This window comes from Flavobacterium sp. 90 (genome assembly GCF_004339525.1).
Lineage (GTDB): Bacteria > Bacteroidota > Bacteroidia > Flavobacteriales > Flavobacteriaceae > Flavobacterium.
Window position 1 is genome coordinate 5,224,230 of sequence record NZ_SMGE01000001.1, and the last position, 13,342, is coordinate 5,237,571.

The 13,342-nt window shown below is 31.5% G+C and carries 13 protein-coding genes; 10 read left to right on the plus strand and 3 right to left on the minus strand.

Annotated elements, in window-relative coordinates; translation table 11 throughout:
* Positions 1–128 precede the first annotated feature (128 nt).
* Complete coding sequence (locus tag C8C83_RS21010) at positions 129–1,418, minus strand: hypothetical protein (RefSeq protein ID WP_121330520.1); 1,290 nt, start codon at positions 1,416–1,418, stop codon at positions 129–131.
* Positions 1,419–2,244: 826 nt separating this feature from the next.
* Between C8C83_RS21010 and C8C83_RS21015 the strand changes: the two genes are divergently transcribed.
* Entirely contained in the window at positions 2,245–3,243 is a 999-nt protein-coding gene (locus C8C83_RS21015) for a helix-turn-helix domain-containing protein (protein ID WP_158598179.1), read from the plus strand.
* Positions 3,244–3,255: 12 nt separating this feature from the next.
* On the opposite strand, the gene C8C83_RS21020 is transcribed toward C8C83_RS21015, so the two are convergent.
* Together C8C83_RS21020 and C8C83_RS21025 are read right to left on the minus strand one after the other, a co-directional pair.
* Positions 3,256–4,224 (minus strand): AraC family transcriptional regulator, encoded by a 969-nt coding sequence (locus C8C83_RS21020; RefSeq protein WP_121330522.1) that lies wholly within the window; start codon positions 4,222–4,224, stop codon positions 3,256–3,258.
* A gap of 32 nt (positions 4,225–4,256) precedes the next feature.
* Positions 4,257–5,237, minus strand: coding sequence for an AraC family transcriptional regulator (locus tag C8C83_RS21025; RefSeq protein ID WP_132011891.1), 981 nt, complete (start codon positions 5,235–5,237; stop codon positions 4,257–4,259).
* Between the two features lie 907 nt (positions 5,238–6,144).
* On the opposite strand from C8C83_RS21025, the gene C8C83_RS21035 reads away from it, so the two are divergent.
* The 9 genes from C8C83_RS21035 (at position 6,145) to C8C83_RS21075 (ending at position 13,290) form a co-directional block, all read left to right on the plus strand.
* On the plus strand, positions 6,145–6,444 hold the full coding sequence (locus tag C8C83_RS21035) for a phosphoribosylpyrophosphate synthetase (protein WP_121330524.1): 300 nt from the start codon (positions 6,145–6,147) through the stop codon (positions 6,442–6,444).
* Positions 6,445–6,499: 55 nt separating this feature from the next.
* Complete coding sequence (locus C8C83_RS21040; protein ID WP_121330525.1) at positions 6,500–6,913, plus strand: hypothetical protein; 414 nt, start codon at positions 6,500–6,502, stop codon at positions 6,911–6,913.
* Between the two features lie 33 nt (positions 6,914–6,946).
* Positions 6,947–7,423 (plus strand): Dps family protein, encoded by a 477-nt coding sequence (locus C8C83_RS21045; RefSeq protein ID WP_121330526.1) that lies wholly within the window; start codon positions 6,947–6,949, stop codon positions 7,421–7,423.
* Positions 7,424–7,496: 73 nt separating this feature from the next.
* Entirely contained in the window at positions 7,497–7,940 is a 444-nt protein-coding gene (locus C8C83_RS21050) for a DoxX family protein (protein WP_121330527.1), read from the plus strand.
* 5 nt (positions 7,941–7,945) lie between these two features.
* Positions 7,946–9,367: a tyrosinase family protein gene (locus C8C83_RS21055; RefSeq protein WP_121330528.1), complete on the plus strand. Its 1,422-nt coding sequence runs from the start codon at positions 7,946–7,948 to the stop codon at positions 9,365–9,367.
* On the plus strand, positions 9,345–9,965 hold the full coding sequence (locus C8C83_RS21060; protein WP_121330529.1) for an SCO family protein: 621 nt from the start codon (positions 9,345–9,347) through the stop codon (positions 9,963–9,965). The genes C8C83_RS21055 and C8C83_RS21060 overlap by 23 nt, the downstream gene beginning before the upstream one ends.
* 17 nt (positions 9,966–9,982) lie before the next feature.
* Complete coding sequence (locus C8C83_RS21065; RefSeq protein WP_121330530.1) at positions 9,983–11,332, plus strand: alginate export family protein; 1,350 nt, start codon at positions 9,983–9,985, stop codon at positions 11,330–11,332.
* 39 nt (positions 11,333–11,371) lie between these two features.
* Positions 11,372–12,166 (plus strand): alpha/beta hydrolase, encoded by a 795-nt coding sequence (locus tag C8C83_RS21070; protein ID WP_132011892.1) that lies wholly within the window; start codon positions 11,372–11,374, stop codon positions 12,164–12,166.
* A gap of 437 nt (positions 12,167–12,603) precedes the next feature.
* Positions 12,604–13,290 carry an alpha/beta hydrolase gene (locus C8C83_RS21075; RefSeq protein WP_121330531.1) on the plus strand — a complete coding sequence of 229 codons (687 nt, stop codon included), beginning with the start codon at positions 12,604–12,606 and terminating at the stop codon, positions 13,288–13,290.
* Positions 13,291–13,342: the final 52 nt, after the last annotated feature.

The window sequence follows — 13,342 nt, forward strand, 5'->3', positions numbered from 1 at the left end:
TTTTGAAAACACTTGCCTTCAGGTCACAACCAGACAGACCGAATTTTAAAGGAATTCTAAATAAAAAAAGGAAACAGCGAGTAAACGCTGTTTCCTTTTTTATTAGTTTTTAGAAAAACAATTCAGATTTATCTGCCGCTTGAGGCTGTTATTTTTCCTAATTGAAGTCTATAGTCAGGTCTTTTTGTATTAGATATATCAACAAAAGTTTCTTTGTTATCAGTTTGTGAGTAAACATTAAAGAATACGCTGTTTCCGTACCAGTTTTCTAAATCTGTATTGTCAGCTTTGTTTTCTGTAAAGATATTACCACTGCATTGATTAAAGAACATTTCTTCAAATCTGATTTTTTTTAGATTAGCATCATTGATTTCAGTTTTGCTGTCTATCAACACCGCAGGATTAAAACCAGAAACTACACTTCTTTTCATTTCCAAAGATGAATTTTCAGCAACGTAAATAGCTTCTTTTATTAAACCAGACTGAATATCGGCTTTAATATTTTCGCTATCGTTTAACATTGTTAAGTTTGTAGCTGTAACAAATGTTGCTTTTTTAGTAAAGTCAGTTTCGTTTTTCTTTTCATAGGATTTTACCTCCACACATCTGGATCCATCTTTATTGCTCGATAAATAAGATGACCTTACAGCTAATGAATTAAATAATCGGCATTGGACTCCCTGCGTAAATTTAAAATCATCATTAATAGATTTAAAGGATACTAATTGAGAGATATTCACATCACCTCCATAAAAAGCAAATGAATCACCACCTGAGTAACTTACCATGATATTCTCCAAAATGGTTTTATTACCCACTCCTGCAACAGTCAATCCATTAAAAGGATCCATTCCTTTAACTTTTTTACCGGCAAATTCAATTCGTACATATTTTAATACTCCTGAATTTGAAGCTTGGTTGTTCCCTCCATATATAGTAAGTGCCGGATCAAGATCCATACTGTAAGAACCAGCATTGCCAAATTTATTTATTGGAGCATCACCAAGAATTACTAAGCCACCCCAATCGCCTGCTTTTTTCATGCTTTGGTTTGAGGTAAATATAATAGGGTCTGTTTCCTGTCCTGCCGCCATGATTTGGGCTCCTTTTGTGATTACAAGAGTACCTTTTGAAACAGCATCTCCAATAATTACTGTACCAGGCTCAATAGTGAGCACTGCATTATTAGTCACATATACATTTCCTTGAAGTATATATACATTTCTTTTCAGCAGTTTTGTATTTTCAGTAATATTTCCAGCTAAAATTTGATTAGCATCTTTAGAATCAGTCTTTTGAGGCTTAAATTCTGTCCAGTTATCCAGCCAGTTGCTGTATCCTATAATTCCTTTTTCCTGTTGTGCACTTGCGCCAGCAGCTGCAAGCAGCAGGCAAATCATTAGAGTAATTTTTTTCATAGTCTTGGGGGCTATTAGGTATTATATGTTTTTTTGACATCCAGAAAACAAAGTATATAAATTAACAACATTTTTTGCAATCTTCGGCAATTAATCTGAAAAATAATATCATTTTAAAAAATGATAAAGCAAATTGCCGTGGTGTCCATTACAAATATAGAGAAACAAGTTGAAGTCTGCGAATAGATTTACTCATATTTAACATCAGAGAGAGAAAATTTAACAGTGCAGCTAATATCGCCTTGCACAGCAATTAAATAATAAACTTCGGAAGGTATCAGACAGGTACAATAATGGTACAAATAGGATAAACTATCTGCAAATGAAATTATATAAACAGAAAGAGTCCCAGTTAAAATGCCGTTTTAAAACATTTTAACTGGGATTCTTTGTTTTATTTTGTGATGTTTTGTGTGCTCTATTTTCGATGCAGAAATTAGAAGTCCAGTGTTTGCTGGTGTTAACAGATCTCGAGGTACAAATAAAGTATTAATCTGAACAAAATAACACAAAATAACAACAAACAAACTTTTATAAATTTTTCAATTGAATGACCGTATTTTGTCAATTTGTAGAAGTATATTTTTAAGAACACATTAACCCAGAGGTTAGTATAAAAGTATAAATTTATTTGAGAAAAATAGTTTTAATTATATTTTGGTGAGGGGAGAGCAGGATTTGAACTTTAAGCTTGGAACTCGCTTATATATTAAATTGTCATTTTTTATAACTATGTACGAAAGTAGTAGTAAACTTTTTATTTCAATCTCGAAGTATTTTGGTTACTATTTAAGTAAATTTACTCGGAAAGTTAATTATGGCTAAGATGAATCAAGTAGGTAAAAATATGAAACCGGAGATAACCACTTTAAGAAAGTTCAGAGATATGATCGCTTATATGAACTTACCCGTTTTCTCTTATATTGATAACGACGATTTTGCTATTATAAAAATTCATGATATGGGACTAAAAATGCCATATATTACACCCACCTTTAGACCGGATTTTTATACTTTAATAATTGTAAGTGAAGGAAAAGGTACCTTTATGGCAGGTGATCATGTATTTGAACTTGGTGCGCAACATGTCTTTATGAAATATCCTGATAGTTATTTGTCCAGTGGCTGGACAGAATCTCCAATAGGATATAACATTTCTTTCACGGAGGAGTTTTTAACTAAATACTTTCCTGATGGAATTGATGAAATTCCTGCAAAAGACAAAACAAACGCATTTAATTACGGTCTCAGCGATGAAGATTATAAACTATTTGATGACATTTGCGCGGAAATGTATAATGAAGCTATTTCTTCTTCAAAGAATAGATATGAAATGATCGCAAATCTTCTTATTCATTTTTTGTTATTAGTCCAACAATATCAAAATAAGATTAAATTAGAAATTCAGAATGAAAAAAATGCTCTTATCCTGGCATCATTCTTTAAAAATGTTGATCAGAATTTCAACATGCTCTTATCGGGAGATAGTTCAACAGTTCTTCGTACTAAAGAACATTCTAAATTGTTAAATGTTAATGAAACTTTTCTCTCTAAAGTAATCAGTAAAACCTCAGGCAGAACAATCAATCAATGGATAAACGACAGACTCATTGATGAAATCAGCTATTTATTAAAAAATACCCATACACCAATTCCTGAAATTGCACAAATATTTGCTTTTACCGATCTTAAATATTTTTACACATTTTTTAAAAAGAATACTAAAACTACTCCCAGTTCAGTAAGAAATGATTTTAATGCTTCTGATTCTGATCGCGCTCATGTGTATCGAGGTGAGGTAGTAAAAATAAGGACGAATTGGTAATTCAGAAGCTGTCTACAATTGAAGACTTTTTTTACGGTAATTAATTGGTGATAGACCAGTATGTTTTTTAAAAAAGATACTAAAGTAAGACAAATAAGAGAATCCCAGCATATAAGCAATTTCTTTTAATGATAAGCGAGGGTCTTCTATAAGAATTTTTGCTGCACTCAGGGTTTTTTCCGCTATTAGTTGTCCGGCTGTTTTTCCGGTTTTTTCCTTTAAAATACTGGAGAGATAATTTTCATGAAGTTGTTGCATTTCGGCATAATCTTTTATGTACAATGTTCTTTGAACTTTTCCTTTTAATAATTGGTCGTAATGGTGTTCAAGATTCTGGAAAAAATCATTCACGATATCCGGATGTTTCGTTTCTGTATTATTAATCACATAACCTTCCCAATATTCCTGCTTTATTTTTAGCAAAAATCGTGTCAATAAATTTGCGCAGATTTGATTTTTCCAAGGCGAATCATTTAAGAGTTCATCAACAATTAGCAAAAGAATTTTTTTAAGTTCCTGTTGAAATACTTCGGAGGTTTTTAATGGTATTTGTCTTTCAAAAAGCAAAAATGGAAAGGTTTTATAAATAGATATTCCGGCATATTTGGAGATAAAATTCTCGGAAAAAATTATTCCGTAAGACTCATTCATAACTTCCCATGTTAACTGCTGAAGCTCGCCTGGTTTATTGACAAATAACATTCCAGGTTTGACATTGAATGGCAGTTTATCTACTATAATTTTTCCGTAAGCATCCAGAACAAAACCTACTGAGAAAAATGTGGTAAAAAAGGGAGGTGTTGAAAAAGGAAGCTGGTCATTAGGATGAAGTACTTTGGAATTGACAAAGGAGAATTCAGCATCTCCTAAATGTCCATGAGACATATCGACATGATCCAGATCCACGGATGACAAATCCAATCCCATTATTTTGGCAGTGTCATAAAAATCTGTGAATTTAATATTTTTACTGTTTTCCATTTTCCTAAGATTTACGGGTACAAGTTTCTGTATTATTTACTAAATGTCTGATGTTTTGTAAATGGAGGATTATAGACAACATTCTGATTTTTTTCGATGTTGTTAAAGTCTTTCCTCAATGCGCTGGGGGCATTTAAAGTCTGCGATTTAAAATAACTGCAAAAATAATTTAGATCGTTAAAAGCAAATAATTCAGCAATCTCTTTCATTGATTTATCGGAATGTTTTAGCAGGTATTTAATCTCTTCAATTAGCTTCTCATTAATCCATTCATTGATTGTTTTTCCTGTGCAATTGCTTATTACTTTCGAAAGATAATTTTCGTTGATATTCAATAATTTGGAATGTTCTTTCGTTCGCATTAGTGAAGTGTCCTGACCCTTTATGAGTTGGCTAAAATTATTTTCCATATTTTGACGAAATGCGCTCACAGTAGTGATTTGTTTTTCGTTTTCCAATTTCAGTTTTGAATTGCCTTTCTGATGTAATTGTATTAAAAACAAAAGATTAAGAATAAGGTTTGCAATAAGTTCGTCTTTATATCTCATTGTTGAAATCGCTATGTCGTACATCTCATGGCAAGTTTGTTCAAAATATTCCATCTTTTCAGCAGTCAGATCGCAGGAATATCCAATTTCTCCACCTAAATCCAGAACAGTATCAATACTTGCCGGAAAATATTGCAGGAGAAAAGATTTCCGAAAACTCATAAAGCATACATTTTGAATTTTTGTCCAATAGCCGGATGAAAATGATTCAGGTCTTGAAATTATGATTTGGTTAGAACTAAGTTCAAATTCTTTATCCCCAATAGCATAAGTACCACATCCGTCTATGATGATGAACAAATTATAAAAGTCAGGCCGAAAGGTTGGTGACTGGAAAGGTAATTTTATCCCAATTTCATGTAGTTTTATAAAACTAAAATCTTCACTATTATAAGCGGAAATCGGTAGATTCATAAAAGCCAGACATTCAGTAATTGTACTTAAAGTGGTTAATACTGGTTTCATCTTAAATTACTTATATTTAGTAATGCGGCTTATGTGTACGTAGATTTGATTTTTCAAAATTGCATAAAAATCTAATGATATAAGTTACAAATCCTGACTAAAAATTATAATATTTAAAGATTTTAACTTTATGTACGTTTTTCTTTACTTAGAAAAATTTAAGGGCTTATTTTTTTATGAATTGAAATCATTTAAGGATATAATTTTTTTAACCGAACCTGTTTTAGTAAAGATTGATCTTCGAAGTTTTGGTTCAATATTTTTTGTTTTATGTCCTCTTCCTGTCGTGTCTTTGACCAATAGAATCGATCCGGTTTCAAAGCTTCTTTCTTCTCCAAACGAAGTTTCGATTTCTACACCTCCTCCAATAAAATAATATATTGGCGGTCGGGGGCATTATGAAAATCGTAATCGTAAGAAGGATTAACTTCTCTAAAAACAATTGATTTTACAGGTTCATCATCAGATAAAAATCAGATATCATTGTTTTTTTTTTAGATAAAAGAGAACTACTATTCATTACTTACTTAAAGGTAATCTATTATCATAAGTAGGTGATTTTAGATCGAGTTCTTACTTAATTCGTGCTTAACTTCTTTTACAAACTTACGAAAGGTTACAAAGTCTGTCATTAACCTAGATTAAGAAAAAAAATAATCTCATACTACTTCAAGGTTTGTTTAATTATCTGTTATTCTGATAGATACAAACAGATTTTGTGGGATAATATTTTATTAAATCTACGATTACACCTCAAATCTTTAATATTTATAATTTTTGATAACTTTTCTATAGAAACTGCGGTTGTGTTTCGAATTAGTTTTGCTCTAACGAAAACCAAATCTATGTTTTATGATTTTACATCAATTTTAAAATTATAAAACATAGAATTATAAAACATAAGAAAATGACAAATTACGATACACTAACAGAGGCGATAACTGTAAAACAAGCAGAGGGATATACTTTTGATTTTAATCTTAGTAACTCAACATTAGACTGTAAAAAGTTAAATAGGACATTTGATGCTACTGAATTCAATGTAGATGCATTTTATCGCTTTGAAGGAGATTCTAATCCGGATGATTCGTCAATACTCTACGCGATAAGTACAGAATATGGCATAAAAGGATTATTGGTAGATGCCTACGGAGCTTATAGTGATAATTTGAATGCAGCAATGATTCAAAAACTGAAGATGAGATAAATAAAATATCTAAGTACCAATAATAAAAGTAAAATTGAATTTAAAAAATAAAAATATGGAAACAACAATAAAAAGATTGCATTCCGAAAATAAAATCAAGCGATATTTTGGAAGTATGGCTTTAAACGATAAAACAGAAATAGAATTTTTATCGAATCCTATTGTAACAAACAATACTGTTTTTAGAAAAGTTATTGAAAACTATGACTATAACTTACACATCTCGGCACAGGGTCAATATGTTATACTACTGGATCGCGAAATTGAGGCTTCATCAGGCATAGAAAATGACTTTTTTTCCGGAGGCACATTTTTAATAGGAGAAACAGTTAGAGAAGTGCAGAAAACTAAAAGCATAAAAACTCAGGTCAGCCCTTCGTTTTTGATTTATAAAACTTTAAAATCATACGCCATGCCGTTTTTAAATTGGAAGCGTTTTATAATTGACTCAAGCATATTAGATATATAATATTCTTATTCATAACATTTTAAAAATAAAAAAATGAACGATTTAAATGCCATAGGATTAAATACTGTAAAAAGTAAAGAGTTAGCAAATCAATTGAATGATCTGCTTTCTAATTATTCGATATTTTATCAAAATGCGAGAGGATATCATTGGAATATTAAAGGTGACGATTTCTTTGTATTGCATCAAAAATTTGAAGACTTATATAATAATCTCTTTTTAAAAATTGATGAAGTTGCGGAAAGAATACTAACATTAGGATTCAAACCAAACCACAATTTTACCGAATATTTTAAAACAGCATCAATTTTAGAAACAAATGAGGTAATTAATGGGCAGCATTCTGTTACTAAAGTTGTAGAATCTCTGGGAATACTTTTAGCTAAACAAAGAATAATCCTTGATTTATCTGCAACAATAGATGATACCGGGACTAATAGTTTAATGAGCGATTACATTCGGGAACAGGAAAAAATGGTGTGGATGTATTCCGCATATATAAAAAGTTAGGAAACAGTTTGAAGATCAGGCATGAATAAATACTAATTAATATAAATACTAATTAATATAAATAAAAAATATTATGAAAAATAAATTATTTGAAACAAGCGAATCCTATGCACCTTTAATTTTAAGACTTATTCTGGGTTTTGTTGTATTGATGCACGGTATGCAAAAATTATTTGGCTTGTTTGGTGGTCTTGGTTTTTCTAAAACGATGTTATTTTTTACTGAATCAGTGGGATTACCCTGGATAATGGGCTTTTTAATAATCACACTGGAAACTGCTGGCGCGATTGCACTTATTATTGGATTGGGAACAAGACTCATTGCCTTTTCCTATATAATGCTTCCCTTAGGGATGATATTTACTACACATCTTAAAAACGGATTTTTCATGAATTGGTTTGGAACATTAAAAGGAGAAGGTTACGAATACTTTATTCTTTGGATAGGAATGGCTCTTGCCTTATTTATATTGGGTGGAGGCAAATACGCAATAGATAAAATTTTTATTGAAAAATAGTAGATATGGAAAATATTGATCACAATAATAGAAGATTATTCTTGAAAAAAGTAGGAATGGCTTCCTTTGGTTTTGCAGGCTTACCGTTGCTGTCTTCATCGCTGATTGGCTGTAAAGATGACAAAACAAATCCGGACAATGGCAGCTTTGAAAAGAAAGCATATTCAAATATCGTGGTAAGAAAAAATATTGCCGATATCGCTGTTGATGATGCAGAAATAAAGTTGTTTAAAGATGCGGTAGGAATCTTAAAAAAACGTTCGCAAATATCACCTTTGGATCCAATGGGCTGGCAGGCAAATGCCTTGTTACATACTGCTTTTTGTGCTACAAGCATGTATTCTAATCAGGTACATTACAATTGGTATGTATGGCCATGGCATAGATTATACCTGTGGTCATTAGAGCAGAAACTTCAAAAAGCAGTATCTGAACCCAAATTGGCATTGCATTACTGGGATTGGACAAAAAGTAATTTTATACCAGAACATTACTGGGGAGATGAGAGTAATCCATTATTCAATGCTTCAAGGTTTGTAGGGCCAAATGATAAAATACCAAATGACTTCATAAATGTAGGTGCGGGCTTTAGAGCAAAAGACTATAAAACTTTTGGAGGGTATCCCGCTATAAAAAAATATGGTGATGCACAGTTGGATGGTTTGGCAGAACAGTCTTTTCATAACAATATCCATAATTGGATTGGAGGCCAAATGGCAACTTTTGTAGAGTCTGGTTTTGAGCCCATTTTTTACGGTCATCACGGAAATTGTGATCGCATTTGGGATGCCTGGCGCACTTACAGTCCGGAGAATAAATTACCGGATAGTGAAGAATGGTTAGAAAAAAAATTATATGCAACAGACGGAAATGGACGTCCGGTAGATTTTAAAATAAAAGAGTTATTAAATACAGAAGATTTAGGGTATCGTTTTGCTGATTTAGACCTTAATCCTAATTTTTGTAATCCATATATTGAAGGAGATAAACCAAAGAGAGATGAGTCGAAAAAGGATTGCATTGCAGCCTTAAATTTAAAAACTTCAGATACAAATGCTATAATTAAGGATTTCGCAGACAAGGAGAGATCTCACGTTATACTGCACTTTGAAAGAGCTCAGCTTCCGTATCAGCCTTATTGCGCAAGAGTATTTTTTGAGTATACGATAGACGGAAAGAAGCAAAGTAAATACACCGGTACTTTTACTATTTTACCAATTTTGGATATAGATTCAGTACTGCTGCAAAACGGAGTATTTCTTCAAATTGAAATTGAAAAGGAAATTGCTCAGGCCATAGATCAGAAAATAAAGATTGACGTGATTTTTCAACCAGTGCCATTACCAAATAGAAATATTCCGGATGAAATTTTAAAGTTAGAAAATATTTCAATTTATAAGGATTATGAAAATAGAAGTAACCATTAGAGTTTTACTCTTTGCATTGATTTTTGCAGGATGTACAAAGACTGATAAACTTCCCATTTTAGGTGAAGTATCAATTGACCCATTAACTGGAAAAAATAAATATTATCAAGCACCGGAATTTTTATTAAAAAATCAATTTAATCAGGAAATAACGCACCATGATTTTGAAAATAAAATACAGATTGTTGATTTCTTTTTTACGAGTTGCCCTACGATTTGCCCTAAAATGACAAAACATTTAAAATTAGTAGAAAAGGCTTTTGAGAAAATAGATAAAGTTGCGATTGTTTCATACAGTATAGATTATAAGAATGATAGTCCTGAAACGTTAAAACAATATTCAAAAAACTATAAAATAAATAATAATAAATGGACATTCTTAACTGGAGAAAGTGATGCCGTTTTTGAGCTTTCTAAAGATTATAAAGTACGGGCATTTGATGACGGTAATGTGAATCAAAGAAACATAATTCATGATGGCACATTTGTATTAGTTGATGGTAAAAGGAGAATTAGAGGTTATTACGATGGTTTAAGTGTAAAAGATACAAAACGACTGATTCTGGATATTAATAAGCTTATAAAAGAGGTAGAATAAATATAATTTTTAAACAGATGAAAAAATATTACCTAATTTTTATAGTTGTATTTGCTTCAGCTGTTTATTCACAACAAACAAATGAATTCAGATTTTTAAGGTATAATGATGTTATCTGCATTGATAGTACAAATCAAAATTTTTATTACAAAATCAAACAAATATCGATATCTGAAAAGCCTAAGGCATTTCTTTTTTTTGGAGCTGAAAACAGGACTCAGTACCAATATTTTAAAAATGAAAATTGGGACGAAGCGACTAGAGATGATGATGGTTTTATACTTAACAGGGCACTTTTTTATGGTGATTTAAAAATAGGGAGTTCATTTCGTTTATTTAGCCAATTACAAAGCAGTACTTCGATTAGTAGATTAGATCCTAATCCTTTAGAGGAAAATCCTTTAGATCTGCATCAATTGTTTTTTGATGTAAGAGTAAGGAATTGTAGCCTTAGAATGGGAAGACAAGAATTATATTATGGATCTCAAAGATTGATTTCAGTTCGGGAAGGCCCCAACAGCAGGCAATCATTTGATGCTCTGAAAATAATTTATCAAAAAAACGATTTATCGGTAGATGCATTTTACAGTTATTATGTAAAAAACAGGTTTGGACATTTTAATGATAAGATTGACTCAAACACAAAACTTTTTGGATTGTATACAAGCATAAAAAGAATTAAATATTTAAACAATATAGAAGCCTATTTTTTAAACTTTAAGAAATCAGAAAGCACATACAATACTTTTTCAGGACAAGAAAACAGAAACACAGTCGGTTCAAGAATTTGGGGGAATTATTCTAATTGGAATTATGATATAGAAGGCGCCTATCAATTTGGGAATTTTGATACAAAAAGCATTAAAGCCTGGACATTTTCAATCAATAATTCTTTTACTTATTTGCTAAATAAAAGAATTCAGAAAATAGGTTTTAAAACCGAATATATATCAGGTGATAAAATTCAAAATGATGGTGCTATACAAACATTTAATCCTCTTTTTCCACGAGGAGCATATTTTGGTTTAGCGGCTTTAATAGGACCTTCAAACTTGATTGACATGCATCCTTTTCTGGAATTTCAGTTAACACAAAAGTTAAATTTTTATGTCGATTATGATATGTTTTGGAGGGCTTCTAAGAACGATGCAATATATCAGCCAAATGGTACAGTATTATTCGAAAGTTCAAATGCGACTTCAAAAAAAATAGGAAATCAATTAGGAGCTTCATTTGAATATACTTTTAATAAATACCTGAATTTCACTTTGGAAGGCACATGGTTTAATAGTGGAAGTTTTATAAAGGATGTTAGTAATGGTAAAGACATTCTATTTACAGCCAGTACTTTGACTTTAATTTTATAAATAAATAATACAATTAATATAACTATAAATTTTTTAAAAATGAAAAAATCAATTACAACAGCAGCAGTGATTTTAATGACTGCTTTCGGAACACAAATTCAGGCTAATACGGTTAGCCCAAGTACAATTGTTATAGTACATGGAGCATGGTCTTCAGCCAAGGATTTTAAGGATGTTGAAGCAGAACTTAAAAAGAGTGGCAATGAAGTAATAACAGTAAATTTGCCAGGGCATGGAGACGACAAGACACCAGTTTCATCATTAACATTGCAAGGTTATGTAGATGTCGTTAAAAAAGCAATTGGAACAAGAAAAAACATTACTCTTGTAGGACATAGTTTTGGCGGTATGGTTGTTAGTGAAACTGCTGAGCAAATCCCAGGACAAATTAAAAAACTGATATACCTTTGTGCATATGTACCAAATAACGGAGAAAGCCTTTTTTCAATTTCGGCGGCAGATAAAGAAACTCATATCGGGCAATACATACAACCAGATGAAAAATCAGGTGTGGTAGGAATTGCTAAAGAAGGTATTTTAGACTTTTTTGCTGCTGATGCACCGAAAAAAACAGCTGACGGTTTAATTGCTAATTTTAAGCCAGAGCCAATGGGCCCGCTTGCAACTCCAGTTGCACTTACACCTGCTAATTTTGGTAAAATAGATAAGGTATATATTTTTACTGAATATGATCATGCTATAGGGTTGACCTTGCAAAAAAGTATGGCAAAAACGGCTAACATAACAAAAACGTATTCGCTACCTACAAGTCATACACCGTTTTTCTCGCAACCAGGAGTGGTGGCATCCATTTTAAGCCAGGAGGCAAAATAAAATTATTATAATGGAATAATATTATAGTAAGATCTTAAAGATTATTGCAGAAACTTCTGTTCGTCATATTTAATATGATTAACAGAAGTTTTCTTTTGTGTACTATTTTAATCTACTGTTTTTCAATATGATTACGATATCCAATCTTAGATTTAGGTTTAAAACAAAATAAGCTTTACCAATATAAAGTGACAAAACTTTTCAAATCTTAGTTTATTATAATTTTTAGTGAATTATTCACAGAAAAGCACGCTTTCATTAGGTGTAATTTTGTTTCAACAAGTAAAGGAACTGGTTTTTAGTTTTTTATCAGACTTCAAATTCTATAATTAATAAGATGTGATTCTTAAACTTAAAGTGATGAAATAAACAATACTTTCTGGTTATTAAAAATCACAAAAAATAATCGTTTTATAATCGCTAAAAAAAATAAAAGCATGAAAACAATTAAAAATATAGTGCTTATGCATGGTGCATTTGCAGATGGTTCAGGATGGAGAGGTATATATAATATACTTAATAATAGCGGATATAATGTTACTGTAGTACATAATCCCTTAACATCACTAGAAGACGGTGTTCAGGCTGTAAATATAGCTTTAGACAAACTAAATGAAAGCGCTGTTCTTGTAGGGCATTCATACGGTGGGGCTATAATTACAGAGGCTGGTAATCACCCAAATGTTGCGGCATTAGTTTATGTAGCAGCATTTCAGCCGGGAGACGATGAAACAGCATTACAATGGATACAAACTGCTCCGCCGGCACCTGAAAACGGAGTTTTGTCTCCGGACGAAAATGGTATTATTTATTATGAAAAGGATAAATACCATATGGGAATATGCGCTGATCTAAGTGCAGAAGATGCCGATTTTATGTATGCTTCGCAAGGTGCCTTTTATGCTAAAGGATTTGTAACACCAATTAAAAATGCGGCTTGGAAATCAAAACCTGCATATGGCGTAATTGCAACCGAAGACAAGAGTATTCCGCCAGAAATCCAGGAAGCAATGTACAAACGTTCCAAAACAATTGCCACGTATGTTAAAGGAAGTCATGCGGTTTATATATCGCAGCCTGAATTAGTAGCAGATGTAATTATTTCAGCTTCAAGGATAGATTAATTACTTCTAAATAAAGTTCAAACAATTAAGATAGTATTCGCAATTAATAATA